General features: G+C 54.8%; 12 protein-coding genes. 4 read left to right on the top strand and 8 right to left on the bottom strand.

What is annotated here, in order from left to right:
- Positions 1 to 5,035: 5,035 nt before the first annotated feature.
- From ADIAG_RS00440 to rpmH, 8 genes are all read right to left on the bottom strand, one after another.
- A complete protein-coding gene (locus tag ADIAG_RS00440; protein ID WP_007269296.1) occupies positions 5,036 to 6,232 on the bottom strand; it encodes a ParB/RepB/Spo0J family partition protein in 1,197 nt (398 codons plus the stop codon).
- 273 nt (positions 6,233 to 6,505) lie between these two features.
- Complete coding sequence (locus ADIAG_RS00435) at positions 6,506 to 7,444, bottom strand: ParA family protein (RefSeq protein WP_083873874.1); 939 nt, start codon at positions 7,442 to 7,444, stop codon at positions 6,506 to 6,508.
- A gap of 266 nt (positions 7,445 to 7,710) precedes the next feature.
- Positions 7,711 to 8,352 carry a 16S rRNA (guanine(527)-N(7))-methyltransferase RsmG gene (gene rsmG / locus ADIAG_RS00430; protein WP_007269294.1) on the bottom strand — a complete coding sequence of 214 codons (642 nt, stop codon included), beginning with the start codon at positions 8,350 to 8,352 and terminating at the stop codon, positions 7,711 to 7,713.
- Positions 8,353 to 8,377: 25 nt separating this feature from the next.
- On the bottom strand, positions 8,378 to 8,920 hold the full coding sequence (locus ADIAG_RS00425; protein WP_007269293.1) for a Jag family protein: 543 nt from the start codon (positions 8,918 to 8,920) through the stop codon (positions 8,378 to 8,380).
- Positions 8,921 to 8,922: 2 nt separating this feature from the next.
- Positions 8,923 to 9,891 (bottom strand): membrane protein insertase YidC, encoded by a 969-nt coding sequence (gene yidC, locus ADIAG_RS00420; RefSeq protein WP_007269292.1) that lies wholly within the window; start codon positions 9,889 to 9,891, stop codon positions 8,923 to 8,925.
- Between the two features lie 15 nt (positions 9,892 to 9,906).
- On the bottom strand, positions 9,907 to 10,266 hold the full coding sequence (gene yidD / locus ADIAG_RS00415) for a membrane protein insertion efficiency factor YidD (protein WP_043472780.1): 360 nt from the start codon (positions 10,264 to 10,266) through the stop codon (positions 9,907 to 9,909).
- The gene (gene rnpA / locus ADIAG_RS20615; RefSeq protein ID WP_083873819.1) at positions 10,250 to 10,618 is read right to left on the bottom strand and encodes a ribonuclease P protein component; all 369 of its coding nucleotides are present in this window, start codon (positions 10,616 to 10,618) and stop codon (positions 10,250 to 10,252) included. Before rnpA ends, yidD begins: the two co-directional genes overlap by 17 nt.
- A gap of 75 nt (positions 10,619 to 10,693) precedes the next feature.
- Entirely contained in the window at positions 10,694 to 10,831 is a 138-nt protein-coding gene (gene rpmH, locus ADIAG_RS20610) for a 50S ribosomal protein L34 (RefSeq protein WP_083873817.1), read from the bottom strand.
- 502 nt (positions 10,832 to 11,333) lie between these two features.
- On the opposite strand from rpmH, the gene dnaA reads away from it, so the two are divergent.
- The 4 genes from dnaA to ADIAG_RS00395 all read left to right on the top strand — a co-directional run bounded on the left by dnaA (position 11,334) and on the right by ADIAG_RS00395 (position 16,553).
- Positions 11,334 to 12,746 carry a chromosomal replication initiator protein DnaA gene (dnaA, locus tag ADIAG_RS00410; protein ID WP_043472521.1) on the top strand — a complete coding sequence of 471 codons (1,413 nt, stop codon included), beginning with the start codon at positions 11,334 to 11,336 and terminating at the stop codon, positions 12,744 to 12,746.
- Positions 12,747 to 13,502: 756 nt separating this feature from the next.
- The gene (dnaN, locus tag ADIAG_RS00405) at positions 13,503 to 14,633 is read left to right on the top strand and encodes a DNA polymerase III subunit beta (protein ID WP_007269289.1); all 1,131 of its coding nucleotides are present in this window, start codon (positions 13,503 to 13,505) and stop codon (positions 14,631 to 14,633) included.
- A 172-nt stretch (positions 14,634 to 14,805) separates the two neighbouring features.
- Complete coding sequence (recF, locus tag ADIAG_RS00400; RefSeq protein ID WP_007269288.1) at positions 14,806 to 16,005, top strand: DNA replication/repair protein RecF; 1,200 nt, start codon at positions 14,806 to 14,808, stop codon at positions 16,003 to 16,005.
- Positions 16,002 to 16,553 carry a DUF721 domain-containing protein gene (locus ADIAG_RS00395; protein ID WP_007269287.1) on the top strand — a complete coding sequence of 184 codons (552 nt, stop codon included), beginning with the start codon at positions 16,002 to 16,004 and terminating at the stop codon, positions 16,551 to 16,553. Before recF ends, ADIAG_RS00395 begins: the two co-directional genes overlap by 4 nt.
- Positions 16,554 to 16,797: the final 244 nt, after the last annotated feature.

The raw sequence follows: 16,797 nt of genomic DNA, 5'->3' as shown, positions 1-16,797 counted from the left end.
CTTTGCGGGACGTCACCTAGTACGCAGTCAGCAGCCCGTACCGCGTCGAAAGCTGGTCGTGTCAGGGGAAGGAACGCCGCGTTGGTCCGGTGATTCATCTTGCGCCTCTAATCTCTTGAAAAGTTTAGAAATGCTTGTTTGCGGACGATCAATCATCCACCGCCCGGCCGCGCCAACAAAGGCTTCCTCCTGATGATCCTTAACTCATGTTGAACGCAGCCAGTGCATGAGGATTAGAAACACGATTCTTACGGCTTATGGGATTTTACTGAGAGCCGGTAGCGGCACTCCCCGCGGCAACATCCCCGCGGCAACAACTATCAACGGCAATATTGGTAGTTCTGGAAACGTATATCCGGTGGCTCCCGTTCCTCTGGATACTCATCTCTCGAAAAGGCTCGGCTCTCTCCAAAGAGTTGAATGCTTAGTGATCATGTTCTGCGCACCGATATGATCGAATCGATTCGGAGAATTCCAGAAGGGCTTCGCAGACTCCGGACGTTCGGACCCGCAGTAAAGTCCGCCGATGACCGGGAATCCAATCGTTCAAGATCTTTCCTGCGTCAGCGCAAGGGCTAATCGGAAGGATCATGGTCGCGATCTCGCAGTAGCTGAATAGCTCAGGCCCGCATTCACATCTGCGGCAGAGTGGGAAACGGTCGGTAGCCGAAAACCGCTTCACGGCGCAAAGCGCCTTCTGTTAGATCCAGTCTGCAACATCATGGCGCGGTATTGACGCTAGAAGGCTCTCACGCTCGTTCGTCCGCTGTTGCACTGCCTCCAGCAGGGGTTCGCCCGCATGAGGCGTGCACGCTCCCCTGCAGCGACGGGCGCGGCCCTCACGCAGGACCTTCGCATGGTGCACGTGTGATGCGGTTCCGCTCCGTTGACGACAAAGCAGCATCGGTCCGCGGTTGAGGCGTTCGGGGTTTCGAGCCCCTATCCCCCACGGGTCAATCTTCCACTTTACGTTTCGACTGATTTAGCAGCTAGACCTCAGTCGCGCTTTCACGTTTCGACGATTTCCGCTCATATTCCGAAAGAACATATGCCATCGAGTTAAGTGGCTGATCGGCAACGATGGTTTCGTTTTGAACATACTTGTTTCACGTGAAACTTATGCATCGTCCGTTAGCTACAGTGCGCCTGTCGTCTGCGAGTACTGGAGATGCCGTTGTATGTTTCACGTGAAACACGGGCTTGACCTTTCCATTAGGGCGCGTTCTTTGACTCGCACGTACTGACATGAGTATTTGCTCGTATGGGAGCGATCAATATTGTGCGTAGGGACCACCGTGGGAAAACGCGAATATTCTCCGTGGGAGCCACCAGTGGCGTTGCTCGGAGCCACTAAACCGGTGGGCAGTGGGCGATGCCGCGACGTGAGCAGGTCCGGTGTGGACCGGTCGTCCCTGCAGGATGCAGGGCACTGCCAACCACGGGAAGTGCACGGCGGACTCCATCCTGGCGACGATAGCGGAGCTGTTGTCCGGCGGGAACCCTGAGGGAAGCCCCTCCGGAGGCAGCCCGCGCACAGGGAATACCGTTGCGGCCTAGCCCTGCGGGTTCTGCATGGGGTGTCCGCAGATGGGCTGGAACCGGCATCCACGCCGAAGTGGTCATGGACCGGGACGTCCACCACCCCATCCGAATCCGAGCCGGAAGGTACACGAGACGGGAGAAGATCGGCGCCGTTCAGGAATGATTTAGGCGCCTAGGAGGCCGCTGGCCCCCACGCGAGGAGGTACTGGTTCCCAACGGCAATATCAGTGGCCCCCAACGGCAATAATGGGTGGTCCCCATAGCGTCGAATACTCACTGACAATCACCAAATCAAGAAATTGTGTTTCACGTGAAACATTAAAGGCCTCGCCGGCAAGAGGCCGTTGGTCTGTATTTTCTCGAACCGAAGATTCGTCCGAGACCACCAGCTGCGTGCTCGAGCCATTACGAGGGGCGCGCAGCCGAATCAACAACGCCCTATGAAACCGTTAGTTCGGCCATTTTCCCAGCTGCTTATCCTTTGCTGAAGCGTACGCTCCAGCCCTTGGAGCCGGTACTGACATCTCGTTCCGTCAGAGGATGAACAGTCTTGTCGTTTATGGACTTGCACAGCAAAACATTGGTGTCGTCGTTACAGTTCAAAACTGTCACAGCATGCACGTTCTGGTGCGAAAACCCTATGTCACCCGTACTAGGAGCAGGCGTCGGACTCTTAGTATCACTGATGGAGCGGAGTCTAAACTTCGATTGCGAAAGATGGTGGCTCAGCGATGAGGTGACATTGGGCGGCTCTTCAGCGCATTTCATGTTTACGTCGCATATCACCACGGGCTCCCCCCCCTACCCAAGAATTTCTGTATTCATTCGAACAGACAACTGCGTTCTCTAACGTGCCGTTGATCGTTGCGGGAGCCATGGCTGCCGAGAACCGTATGTCGTCCATATAGTCTCCCCTTGTTCGTGTTGATGTATTCGGACGGGACCTGAGTCGCGGAGAAGCAAAGACTGCGTCGACTCAGTTTCATCCGAAATTCGATGAAACTCATTTCGGATCACGTTGGAATCTGACAATCAGATCTCCGCTACGTCAAAGGTCGGCAGGCATCACCCTGGGACATCAACACCAGACCGAGCGATAAACTCCGGGGAAGAGAGGCATGAGCTTCAAATTCTGGGGGTCGCATTCTCTTGTTCTGTTCGGGCCCCAGTTGGGGTCTACAGTTCGATCTGCCAACCCACATCGAACGACAACCGGCGCAACGCACGGACGATATGAGGTATCCGGCTACGCACATGACCAATAGCCACTTTTAGTCCCAGTCTAGGAGAAACTAGCAACAAGGCGTTAGTGCCCAGACGTTATCAATTGTTTAACGTACTTGGCAACGAGATTGTCACTCGCAAGTCCGCTAACGTCATTCAGCTCGTCCGTATGCCGGCTTTAGTGTCCGACAAAACTATGTTCCGATCAAGCTTGTCCTCTTTTCACGCATCGTTTCGCCTAAGCTTTCGAACATGAAGTATTATCCCGCGGACGTTTGAACCAGACCTCCGGCTCCATCGTTATCTTCGTTTTCAGGTGCATCCACGGACTGGCAGCACAGGTACTCCATTCAGCCCAATGACAAATCGATATGCTGATCCCGCACAAACACCCGGCGCTCTGCCGCGATTATTCTCCTCTGCTCGCCCATCCTTAGAAAACAACGATGCCTCTGGCGAGCGATAGGCTTCGTTCCGGCCACGTGCTGTTCATCAATCAACCGAAACCGTGTTTCGTCTTCTCACGTTGTTTCCGCCCAATCATCGGAGGCATTACAAGCCACTTATCCCAACGGCCCCCCATACTGAATGATAGCGATCCGCTCCGGAGCGTTGCGGCTTTCAGGATCGAAACTGAAGGCATTATGGACGATCAGATCCACGACCACGTCGTCATGAACGCCTGCACGCGGTCGCAAGCTCAAGTTAGGCTCAAGGTACTGCCTGCGGAACACCGATCTGCCGTGGCAGTGGGATATGTACTCAATCAGCACATGCAGGTGATTTTCGATGGGGGGCTTCAGCGGTGCCCGCTCCTTACTAGTAAGCGGTCTGCTCTGCCAATCGATTTCTACGTGAATCGATTTCTCTCGGATACTCGGCTCCGCTCCGGCCTATCTGGTTCATTGGTTGGGGAAGGGTCACCACTCTTGGGTCAAGTGGCTCTGTGTACTCGCAATGATGGTTCGCGTGGCAAATATTCTCATTTACACGGGAGGGCCCCACGCATAATAGTGTCGTTAACCGCAGGACCGAATATTCAGCAATCTCTCCTTTCTCCTTAAGCAGTCCTGCTCCCACTCCCCCATTTCCCTTTTGCCTGCCCTGTGGGCAACCAATCGTCTTCGAGTCTCGAACGTAAAACCGCAGGGGTGTGTCACGGAAAATTAGCTGACTCAAGTTCCGTTTCTGGTTTTCATCCCCACCAACAGGCGGCTGGCTCAACAGTGTTTCACGTGAAACAAGAATCACGATTGACGTGATCATGGTTTTGAATCCCTGCGCACAGCCCACGTGAATATACGGAGGTTTGAGAGCCACCGGATATTGCCGTTCAGAGCCAGCACCTCCCCGGGCGGGAGCCGCCGGCCTCCAACGACCCTTCATGCCTGAACGGCACCGAACTTCCGGTGCAAGTTGCACCTTCCGGTTTCGCTCCACATGGTGTTGTGGATGAGCTGGTCCATGTTCACTTCGACATGGCCGCCAATCCAGGCCGATGGCGGAAGTCACTCTACGGATACTGCCTGCAGAGCACCGGCGAGGCACAAGCCGCAGCGACGTTCTCAGGGGCTCGAACCGCTTGCTGAGACGCTTGCCGGTAGCGCTGCCGACAACACCCCACCGATCGGTGGGCTGGCTGGACTCTGCAGCGCACTTCCAGAGCTTCGCGGTGCCCAGCGTATTCTTGTCCCGAACAATCGGGGCAGTCGGTCGCGCCGGGCCGACTCGTGTCGTGGGGCCAGCCGCCCGTCGACGGCAAAGTGATTCCCGTGGAGAATATTTTCCCGTTTCCCGGGCTGGTCCCCATGCGCACTAATGATGGCTCTCAAGGTTGCTATTGGTGGCTCTGAAGGAGAATACTCGCGTTTTGGCGGGCTGGCTCTGAACGGCAATATTGGTGGCTCTCAAACACGCAAATATTCAGCTGCTGGCCCCGAGCAAAATAATGGGTGGCTCCTTAAACGCCGAATACTCATTTCGAGGAAGTTCGCTCCCCCAGCCATGCGCCTCAAGGCTTCTGAAGTACCCTCTAACGACCCCCGGGGGCGAAAGGGGCCCCAGGCGGACTTCCCGCGGACATTGGCGGCTGAGCGCGGCTAGCGCGCGCCAAGAAGCCGTTGAGGCCAGACGTTCAATGCCTTATTGGCAAATGAGGCTACAGAGTGGGTTAATGTCGTCTTCTACCTGCTTTTTCTGCGAAGGAGGGCAACGATAAGCGTGCGGCTGTGTTTCACGTGAAACACAGCCGATTCCCCCGCTGGTTACGCTACTTTGCTTCCTCGTCAGGTGTCAGGACGCCCATAATGCGGTTCAGATCATCGACACTGGCGAACTCAATACTGACTCTCCCTTTACGCGCTCCGAGAGAGATTTTAACGTTCGTATCGAGCCGGTCCGAAAGTGATGTTGCCAAAAAATCCAAACGCTCATGTCGGGGAGTTTGCTTGACAGCATTTGTCTTTCGTGGCTTTTCTTGGCCATCGTGCAGCGCAACAGCTTCTTCCGTCGCTCGGACGGACATGCCTTCATTGACAACTCTTTGGGCCAACTCTTCGATCGCCGCAGCATCAACAAGGCCCAGCAGGGCCCGTGCGTGACCAGCAGAAATCACGCCGGCAGCTACTCGGCGTTGGACCAGGGGTGGGAGTTTCATGAGACGAATGGTGTTAGATATTTGAGATCTGGAACGACCTATACGCTCTGACAAGACTTCTTGGGTGCAGTTGAACTCACTCAAGAGCTGCTGGTAGGCAGCTGCCTCTTCAAGTGGGTTAAGCTGCGACCGGTGCAAGTTTTCCAACAGCGCATCGCGAAGCAGATCGTCGTCTTGAGTTTCTCTGATTATTGCGGGAATTGAAGTCAGTCCAGCGACCTGAGTGGCTCTCCAGCGACGTTCACCCATGACGATTTCATAAGGTTCCTGGGCGTTCTCACGCGAAGGACGGACTACGATCGGCTGGAGGAGTCCAACTTCACGAATCGAGTGAACGAGTTCGTCCATGTGCTCTTCGTCGAAATTCGACCGTGGTTGCTTTCGGTTCGGGTGAATCTTGTCCACGGGAATCTCGGCAAAACTAGTGCCTGGCACTTCGATAAGATCGCTAACAACAGGTTCCGCTTCGCCGGCTCTTCCCGATGACGCTATCAAACCTGGCATCTGTGCGCGGCGTTTCTTCGCTGCAGACGAAGGAGGTGGACTAACTTTCGAGCCTTCGACCTCATCCTCAGTTTTACCTGGAACGAAGAACATGTCGACCGGACGAGCCTTCTTCACGTTGGTTACAGAGCTAACGGCGTTTGGTTTTGACTCGATCGTTCCAGTCGTCCCAAGCTCGCTTGCAGTCGGCTTCTTTGATGTTCCACGTGAAACATTCTTTGGAGCCGCCCCCTCTGCCTCCACGACAGGGCTGCTCGAAATCAATGCACCTAGACCTCGTCCTAAACCACGCCGTTTTTCCGACATTGGATGTTACTCCTTTTCGACACCATTGCTACCTGACCCATGGCAATTCTACTGGCTGCTGAAGGATTGTTGAGTACGCGGCGCTCGGGTGTGGCTCCCAGGCTTCTTTTCAAGCAGATTTGACCCTAATCCGGTGTCAAGTCGTCAAAGGTTCTTCTCTCAGGACATATTTGAGAACGAAAGAACACTTAAGCAACGGATTCAGTGCGCTTTCGTCCTAGAAATGGTCGATAAAGACGCATAGAATGTCAGAAGACGCGTTACTCTCGAGAATTACGAGCGGTGGAGGCTGCTTCCACGTTCCGCAATTTCTGCGGCCGCTTCCAAATACGAAAGAGCACCGGTGGAGCTTGAGTCGTAGGTAATGACCGTCTGCTGGTAGCTCGGTGCTTCAGAGATACGGACGCTGCGTGGAATCAATGCCTTAAGTACTTGGTTAGGGAAGTGCTCACGTACTTCACTTGCCACCTGCGCCGCCAAGTTGGTCCGGCCGTCGTACATCGTCAAGAGAATCGTAGAAACGGTTAGATCCGCGTTGAGATGCTTTTGGATCATTTCAATGTTCTTAAGAAGCTGGCTCAATCCTTCCAATGCGTAATATTCACATTGGATCGGGATCAAGACTTCCCTAGCAGCCACAAAAGCGTTGACAGTCAGCAGACCAAGACTAGGGGGGCAGTCGATGAAGACATAATCAAGACGATCCATGTCGTTCTCGTCCCGATACAGCGCATACTGTTCCAAGGCGCGACGCAAACGTTGTTCTCGTGCGACGAGCGACACCAGCTCAATTTCCGCCCCGGCCAGGTGAATGGTAGCGGGAGCGACAGTAAGGTTATCGATGTCTGGACAAGTCGCCACGACATCTGACAACGGCAAATCGTTGATGAGAACATCATAGATACTGTCAACATCCGCGTGGTGTTCAATCCCGAGCGCCGTTGATGCGTTGCCCTGTGGGTCGATGTCAATCACCAGGACATTAAGGCCGGCGATGGCCAGCGCCGCGGCGATATTAACCGTAGTGGTGGTTTTACCAACCCCACCCTTCTGGTTACTGACCGTCATGTAGCGCGTAGTATCAGGCTTCGGCAGCTTGCGACCGCTTAATTTTTCGCGCCTCTTATGCTCGCTTGCAAGCTGGCTGGCTAATGGAGAACTATCGTCCGTGGTATCGAAAACGTTTCGTGCCGTCGCAGGTTCCTTTGCCACCACTATTTCCTCTCCATCGGAATCTGCTAGCTCCACAGTCTCTTGCTCGTCGAGAATGGGTGCCGCAGCAAAAATTGTTTCACGTGAAACATCTTCGAGTTCTTCTAAATCAACTGATTTAAGCTGTGTTTGATTGTTTGATGAACCGAAATTAGCGAAAAGCGCTGCGAACGGTGGAATCTTGTTAACGCTACGCTTCAAAACGGTTCCTTCTACTAACTCAAACGGTGGCTTGCAACCACCTAATACACCCTATCGTGATTGGGCTATCCAACGTTGATTCGCACCACTGTGGTCGGTTCGCTAAGGATGTCGTCCCCAACCGTCACGACCTCTGTTTTCTTTCCCCCGAGGCGGCGAATAACCTTGGCGGCCTTCTCAACTTCTTCTGCGGCAGAACGACCCTTGATGGCCAAAACCGTGCCCTTGCCGTGAAGCAACGGAATGGTGAGTCCAGCTAAACTCGTCAGCGCCGAAACAGCACGTGCAGTCGCGAAATCCGCATTTACCTGATCGACGAGCTGTTCTGCCCTGCCCCTCATCACTGTGACGTTTTCCAAACCAAGGTCTTCCACAACCTCATGTAACCAAATGCAACGACGTTCAAGAGGCTCAATGAGCGTCATTTCAAGATCGGGACGGGCCAGCGCCAAGGTCAGGCCTGGGAGCCCAGCACCGCTGCCTACGTCCGCGACATGGGCGCCTTCATCGATCAGGCCGGCAACGACGGCACAGTTCAATACATGCCGGGACCATAGTCGTGGAACCTCTCGAGGGCCTAACAGGCCACGCTCCATCCCTGATGTGGCTAAATGCTGAACGTAGCGCTCTGCAAGTTCCAAACGGTCACCAAATACGGTTCGCGCCGCCTTGGACTCTTCGGCTGTAAGTTCTACTTCGTTGCTCATTGGGTGTAGGTCCTTGCTTACGTACTTAGGCGTGGGAAACGACGATATGGCGAAGCGGACCTTCGCCTTCTGACTCGCTGTGCATGCCTAATTCAGCCACACAATCATGGACAAGCTTGCGCTCATATGCGCTCATAGGTTCTAGTGCCACTTCCCCACCATTTTCCTTAACCTTCGCTACTGCCTCGCCGGCAATGTTCTTCAATTCACCGGCACGGCCATGGCGATAGCCAATGATGTCCAGGACAAGGCGAGAGCGGTTCCCGGTGGCGGTGAGGACCGCAAGCCGGGTCAGTTCCTGCAACGCATCAAGAACTTCCCCCTTAGCCCCAATCAGCCGACGGAGGGAAGCTTCGTCTTCCCCTTCGCCAACGATGGAGATATAGGTACGTCCCCCACGAACTTCAATATCGATATCACCATCAAGATCAGCAATATCGAGCAGTTCCTCAAGGTAGTCCGCAGCGATGTCGCCTTCTTCTTCAACGCTGCTGGCAGCATCAAAGACTTCGGATTCCTCGACCGGGGCGGCTGATTCGACAGTGTCGTGCTGCTCAACATTGCTCATGGCTACTTTTTCTTTCTGTTCTTACGCTGTGGCTGAACGCGCTGCACCTTTGGAGCTTCAACAATGGCTTCCGCGGCAGCATCCGCATCTTCCTTCTTCTGCCCCATCGGCGGAAGTCCCTTGGCTGCACGACGCTCGTTAAGCTCGCGTTCTGCTGCCGAACCCGGAGTCGGGTTTTTGCGAATGACGTAGTACTGCTGGCCCAAGGTCCAGACGTTTGTGGCCGTCCAGTAGATCAAGACACCGATTGGGAAGTTGATGCCACCGATGCCGAAGACCAGCGGAAGGATGTAGAGCATGATCTTCTGCTGTTGCATGAAGGGGCCCTCAAGAGCTTCCTTCGTCATGTTCTTGGACATGATCTGTTTCTGCGTAATGAACTGGGAAGCAGTCATTGCCAGGATCATCACGATGGCAACAACGATTACCGCACCGTTGATCGGGCCATCGGAATTGATCGTGCCGAGGAAGGTTTCCGAGAGACGAGCACCGAAAATAGAAGACGCATCGAAGCTATGGATGTTGTCAAGGGAGAGCTTGCCAATGCCCTCTTCCTTGTCGATTGCCTGCGACGTGCTGTTCAGCACGCGGAAGAGCGCGAAGAAGAACGGCATCTGGATCAGCATGGGCAAGCATGACGACATCGGGTTCGTCTTGTGTTTCTTGAACAAGGCACGCTGCTCGGCAATCATCGCCTGCTGCGAGAGCTGGTCCTTCTTACCCTTGTACTTGGCCTGAAGCTTGCGCAGGTCAGGCTGTAGGGCCTGCATGGCCCGCTGGGCCTTGATCTGCTTGACGAAAACAGGGATCAGCGCGGTACGGATCAACAGCACCAGGAAGATGATGGACAAGGTCCAAGTCCAACCGGAGTTGGGATCCATACCAATGAAGGTGAACAGTTCGTGGAAGGCCCACAGGATCCAGGAGACTACGTACCGAAACGGAGTCAGTATCATGTCAAGAAAGTTCATTACCGGTCATGCTCCTCAGGCCGCGTCTGCGGCGTCTTCGTCGGCGGGAATCGGAGGGTGATTCAACACCATGATCTTGGGGGTCTTGCCCTCTGGCCAAATCCGTCGGCCTTCGGGAACGGCATCGATCCCGCCGTGGCTAAACGGATTACATCTTAATACACGCCAGATGGATAGTCCGCTGCCTTTGACAACACCGTGCACCGTAACCGCTTCAAGGCCATAAGCCGAGCAGCTAGGAAAGTAACGACAAACATCGCCATAGATCGGCGAGATGATTTTGCGATAAACCATGAGGAACCCGATGACAATGTTCCTGGGAATATCGATCATGAACCAGATGACGCCGGTTCTCGGCCTAAAGTCCTTTTTCACGCTTGGCACCTGACTTACGCAGAACCGAATCAAGTCCGGAACGGACTTGTTGGTGTAGTTCGTTCCACTCCACATCTGCAGCTCCAGGCAACGCCCGGACCACGACATCGAGGCCGATGGCATCCGCAGTAAACTGCGCGGCCATTGCTCGCATTCGTCGCTTGACGAGATTACGATTAACGGCATTGCCAACGGCCTTGGAAACGATAAAACCAAAACGATTATTGCCCAGTGGTTCATCGGAACGAACCCGTGCATATAGCACTACGTTCCGGCGCCCAGTTCGGGCGCCGGAACGTACAGTGGCTGTAAAGTCCTGTGCAAGACGTATTCGCTGATTCTTTGGCAACACGACGTCACGCGTCGAGTCTAAAATACAAAGAACCCACGAATACCTGCGCTAGTTCAGGAATATAGTGCTTAATGGTTATGCAGAAAGTTCGCTGCGGCCTTTGCCACGGCGGGTTGCCAAGATGGCACGGCCTGCACGGGTACGCATACGAAGGCGGAAACCGTGCTTCTTGGCACGACGACGGTTATTCGGCTGAAAAGTCCGCTTGCTCACGGTAGTAACTCCAAGACGCTTATGTGATGCGCCTTGCCCGTTGCTTATAAGTAGGGAAGAACAGGCCGACGCTCGTATTCAGGTGGCCCTCTTGAACTGTTCTGCGTTTCCCGAAGATCCGAAGATTTCAGAAGCACATCAACAGCGCCAAAAGTGCGCACATAGGACTACACAACGATAGGTGGCCAACTGAAGGTACGTCAAATTGAGCCTTTGAGTCCCCAACCCCGACCCTGTGTATGAAGAGCGCTAAGTTGTGGATACTGCAGTGGATAAACGTCCATTTATCCACATTCTGGGAGCCAGCTTGCTTCTCCTAGACCTCAATCTTTACGTGCAACGCCGCAGATTTGCAACCCCTAATGAGATATCCACCGCAAGTTATCCACCGGCTGTGCATAACATTGTGGATGACCGCTAGAATCATTCCGTTGGGGTTCGCCATCTGAGATCCCATTCGTCGCCCGTTTGGTCGATGTAATAGAACGAAGGGGCCTTTATCGTGAGCACAGACGAGACCAACAGTGTCGGCAGTGCCTGGCGCCAGGTTGTTCGCCATATCGAACAAGATGACCGAGTGACGCCCATGCAGCGGGCATTTGCCGCTTTGGCGCAGCCTCAGGGTCTTATTGGAACAACGCTCTTACTTGCAGTTCCAAACGAACTGACCCGCGATGTCCTTCAAACCCAGCTCAAGGATCCGCTTGAGCAGTCTCTGAAACTTGTTTTTCAGTCAGATATCCGTTGTGCCTTCAGCATTGATTCCGATTTGGTCCCCGAAGAAGCCCCGGCTCCTCCCGTTGAGCTGCCTCCCGTGCCCAAGGCGCGGATCAGTGAGCCTCTTCCCCAGCCGTCTCCACCATCAAATTCGCAGGAATTTGGTCGTCTCAATCCCAAGTACATTTTCGATACCTTCGTGATCGGTTCTTCGAACAGATTTGCCCATGCGGCGGCGGTAGCTGTTGCAGAGGCTCCGGCCAAGGCCTACAACCCACTGTTCATCTATGGCGATTCGGGTCTCGGCAAAACGCACCTGCTTCATGCGATCGGCCATTACGCACGCCATCTCTATAACGGGATTCGCGTTCGCTACGTAAATTCCGAAGAATTCACGAACGACTTCATCAACTCCATCCGTGACGACGAGGGCGCTAGTTTCAAACAGACCTACCGAAACGTCGACATCCTGCTGATTGACGACATTCAGTTCTTGGCAAACAAGGATGCAACGCAGGAAGAGTTCTTCCACACCTTCAACGCGCTTCACAACCACAACAAACAGGTCGTGATCACATCTGACCTCCCACCAAAGCAACTTTCGGGTTTCGAGGATCGCATGCGGTCACGGTTTGAGTGGGGCCTTCTCACTGATATCCAACCTCCTGAACTCGAAACCAGGATTGCGATCCTGCGCAAGAAGGCCAATGCAGAGAATCTCTCCGCCCCTGATGAGGTCATGGAGTACATCGCATCAAAGATTTCCACGAATATTCGGGAACTTGAGGGTGCATTGATCCGCGTGACGGCATTTGCTTCGCTCAACAACCAAACCGTGGACATGAGCCTGGCCGAAACCGTTCTGAAGGACTTGATCACCGACGAAGGTGCTCAAGAAATTACCCCGGCCACCATCGTCGCGCAGACCGCCGAGTACTTTAACCTCACAATCGAAGAGCTCACCAGCAAATCAAGAACCCGGACCTTGGTGACCGCAAGGCAAATCGCCATGTACCTACTACGTGAACTGACCGATATGTCGTTGCCAAAAATCGGTCAGGAGCTTGGAGGTCGCGACCACACCACGGTGATTCACGCAGACCGCAAGATTCGCGAACTCATGGCTGAACGACGAGCCATTTTCAATCAGGTCACGGAACTGACAAACCGAATCAAGCAACGGCAGCGTGAAGGTTAGGTAGACGGAAAGTTGATAACCACAGCTGTGGATAACCCTGTGGATGATTAAGTGGAGTACTCCACTTTCCTGCGGATAACTCAGGGGTCCCCTGTGGATCCCTTAATTCACGCGGAAAGTTATCCACCGGGGCGTGACACTGAGTGTCACGCCCACTCACATGTTGTGCACATGCATAATCGGCACGTTCCCGCAGTCAGGGTGAGTTATCCACAGTATCCACAGGGGTTATTAACACTACTAATCCCATCTTTCTTATTCATCCAGATAACAAGACCGATTTGCCGCTTATGGACCAAAACCGACGAAACCAACCCTTTTTAGGGTTGATTGCCCAGGTCTGGTGCTGTCTTGTAAACCACCCGCCAACTTCCTTTCGGAAGATTCAGGTGTGTCCTTCTCGCTGAGGAAAGTTGTTCGTTGTCTCTGGCAAAGTCTGTACAACGGCAGTCCGTGAAATTGAACTGTCTTTAGTGCTACTCGGCTATCTCGAGAAGAAACCATGACGCTCAGGTTCAATGGCTCCTCAGCTGATTTCGAAAGAACTTCCTAGACGCCCTGATTTCTTAGGCTCTTAAACCCGGTATGCTCGAAGGCTGTGCCGCAGTTCTGCTCACCCGACGCAGTCTGTTCACTAAGCAAGAGTGCAAACTAACCTCGTTTCAGAGGTCTAGTTGGTGAGACTTGAAATTTGCACCCGCTAAACTTGCTTTAAGTCAGTTATTGTCGACTTCGTCGTGAAAGGCGGACCACTTCGTGAAGTTCAGCGTTGAAAAGGATGTATTGGCCGAGGCCGTGTCCTGGACCGCCCGTTCACTTTCTCAACGACCACCTTCACCGGTGCTCTCGGGCATTTTGATTACTGCCACCAACGGCACAGTTTCCCTAGCTGGTTTCGATTACGAAATCTCTGCCCACCTGGAAATTGCCGCTGATGTCGCAACCGAAGGAACCATTCTCGTTTCCGGCAAGCTCCTGGCCGAGATTTGCCGAAGCCTTCCCAATGCGACCGCCACCATTGAAACCGACGGCACGAAAGTCACACTCACGTGTGGACGCAGTCGTTTCCACCTGGCAACAATGCCAGTGGCCGAATATCCCGAACTTCCAGTGCTTCCCGAAGTCACCGGTGTAGTTGATGGTGAGGCTTTTGCCCACGCAATCAACCAGGTCATCGTGGCTGCTTCCAAGGACGACACTTTGCCGATCCTTACCGGCGTCAAGATGGAAATTGAAGATGACCTCATCACTTTCCTGGCCACCGACCGTTACCGTTTAGCCATGCGTGAGGTCCACTGGAAGCCGTCGCAATCAGGAATTTCCACTTCTGCCTTGGTCAAGGCCAAAACCCTTAATGAAGTCGCCAAAACCTTGGGGTCTGCTGGTGAACTGAAGATCGCACTGGGTGAAGGCAACGAGTTGATCGGCTTCGAAAGCGGAAACCGTCGCACCACCTCGTTGCTGGTTGATGGCGACTACCCGAAAATTCGTTCGCTGTTCCCGGAGAACACTCCAATCCACGCCACCGTGCGGACTGCTTCGCTGATGGAAGCGGTTCGACGCGTTGCTGTTGTCGCCGAACGCAATACCCCCGTCAGGCTCTCCTTCAGCGGAGACCAGCTCTCGCTTGATGCCGGCACGGGCGAAGACGCTCAGGCCGAGGAATCGATCGAGGCACAAATCGATGGCGAAGAAATCACCGTTGCCTTCAACCCCGCATACCTGAGCGAGGGTTTGAACGCTTTCTCCAGCGAATACGTGCGTTTTTCCTTCACCAGTGCACCGAAGCCGGCGATGATGACTGCCCAGTCCTCACTCGACGGCCAGGACAGCGACGAATACCGTTACCTGGTCATGCCGGTGCGGCTTCCAAACTTACCCAATTAGGTTGCCCGCGGGATAAAACATGGTTTTGATTCCCGCAGTGACCTCGTGTTCGACCGCTCCACGTTCGCTCCAAACGGAGCGGTCGAACACAATTTTTTGTGACTGGATCCATCACAAAGAGCTCATCCGGTCGATGGCATACCTTCCTTTGAATCCATTGCAGGACGTTTAGGTGTATATCTCACATGTCTCCCTCACCGACTTCCGCTCCTATGCGCAAGCCGATGTTGAGCTGGGGCCGGGCACCAATGTTCTGGTAGGTCCCAACGGCGTGGGCAAGACCAACATTGTTGAAGCAATCGGCTACCTTGCGACGCTGTCCTCGCACCGTGTCACCAACGACGCCCCGCTACTGCGCTTTGGTACCGACAGGGCCCTGGTCCGAGCCCGCGTCCAGCGCGCGAAGCTCGTGACCTCGCTTGAAGTGGAAATCACCGCAGGCAAAGCGAACCGCGCTAGGATCAACCGCGCCAACCCCGTCAGGGCTCGCGACATCCTTGGAATCGTCCGTACGGTACTTTTTGCCCCGGAAGACTTGGCCCTGGTGAAGGGAGATCCGTCGAATCGACGACGTTTCCTCGACGACCTATTGGTCATCCTTCGCCCCGGGGAGGCTGCGACTCGTGGCGATTACGAACGGGTGCTCAAGCAACGAAATGCACTGCTGAAGTCGGCACGAAACGGCGGCAAGCTTTCAACCGCGCACGAATCAACACTCGATGTGTGGGACACCCACTTGGCACGAGCCGGTGCACGAGTGCTGCGTGGACGTCTTGAAGTCCTGCGTCTACTTTCGCCCTATCTGGGGGCCGCCTATGCGTCGCTGGCCGACGCGAACAAAGAAGCCCACGCGTATTACCAAGCAACCATTAGCCCCGATTTCGAATCCGAGGCCGCCGAGAACAAGGCTCTAGACACCGAAGAGGTCTCCCGGATTGCGCCCGCCGCACTGCTGCACGCTGGGACCGCTGAAATCGAAGACATGTTCTTGGAGGCCCTGCTGAATACCCGCGAGAAGGAACTCGAACGTGGAATCACATTGGTCGGGCCACATCGCGACGACGTGCTATTGACCTTGGGGACGGCGCCCGCCAAGGGTTATGCAAGCCATGGAGAAACCTGGTCGTTGGCCTTGGCTCTGCGGCTTGCCGCCTACAAAGTTATGGGCGAGGACGACCCGCGTCCCGGCGCGGGACCAATTCTGATCCTTGACGACGTCTTCGCAGAGCTTGATGCCACCCGCCGTACTCGCTTGGCGACCATTGTCGCTGGCGCGGACCAAGTGATTGTCACGGCTGCCGTTGCTTCTGACGTCCCGGCGGAGCTAGGGGGAACCTTCCTGAAGGTCAGCCCCGGGGCGGTGAAATCGTGAGCGAGGACAAAGACCCACATGCACCGGAGGCCTTGGACGCATCGCGTGCCATCCTCAACCGTATGCGTGAATCCGCGATCAGCCGCGGCGAAGCCCGAATCGATGCGGCCAGAGCCGCCAGGTTCGAGGAGAACGCGGCAGCGCGCAAAGCCAAACGACGGTCAAGTGCGGCACCGGCAAAATACTCCGATGGGCGGGATCCACAGGAGATTGGCAACCTTTTTGGAAAGATCGTGCGTGACCGCGGATGGAGCGCCCCCGTTGCCGTCGGCTCGGTGCTCTCGCGCTGGTCTGAGCTCGTAGGCCCCCAGATCGCTGCCCATTGCGTTCCCGAATCGTTTGAAGATTCCACCGTGGTGGTGCGCTGCGACTCCACCACGTGGGCGACCCAGATGCGGTTACTTTCTCACGAACTTCTTAAACACTTCGACAAGGTGCTGGGGCCCGGAGTCATCACCGTGCTCCGCGTCCTGGGACCAGCGGCACCCACCTGGAAGCATGGTGGACGCTCGGTAAAGGGTCGCGGTCCGAGAGACACCTACGGGTAAAAACGCTAAAACGCGTAGCGTGCCCGCAGGCGCATTCAGAGTGCTCATTCCACATACCCCCCCAGTTGAGGCATACTCGATCGCTTCTATGCGTACTCTGCGGCCAGTGGCGGCATGTTGCTGCCTGCCAATGCCCGGTTTTTTTGGCAAACGCGGTAGAATTGGTGGAGGCGTCTTGTCTATGCGGCAGGACGTCGGTTCATGATCGGGCACCTTCGGTGTTCGGCCTTCCACTGTTTGAGGA

It is taken from the genome of Paeniglutamicibacter gangotriensis Lz1y, assembly GCF_000348945.1.
In the GTDB taxonomy this organism is placed as follows: Bacteria; Actinomycetota; Actinomycetes; order Actinomycetales; family Micrococcaceae; genus Paeniglutamicibacter; species Paeniglutamicibacter gangotriensis.
The sequence above is the reverse complement of the archived record's forward strand: the minus strand, read 5'-3'. Positions and strand labels throughout refer to the sequence as shown.

Coding starts and splice junctions, on each gene's coding strand:
- ADIAG_RS00440 (WP_007269296.1), bottom strand. CDS start 6,232: ATGTCGGAAAAACGGCGTGGTTTAGGACGAGGTCTAGGTGCATTGATT.
- rsmG (WP_007269294.1), bottom strand. CDS start 8,352: ATGAGCAACGAAGTAGAACTTACAGCCGAAGAGTCCAAGGCGGCGCGA.
- ADIAG_RS00425 (WP_007269293.1), bottom strand. CDS start 8,920: ATGAGCAATGTTGAGCAGCACGACACTGTCGAATCAGCCGCCCCGGTC.
- yidC (WP_007269292.1), bottom strand. CDS start 9,891: ATGAACTTTCTTGACATGATACTGACTCCGTTTCGGTACGTAGTCTCC.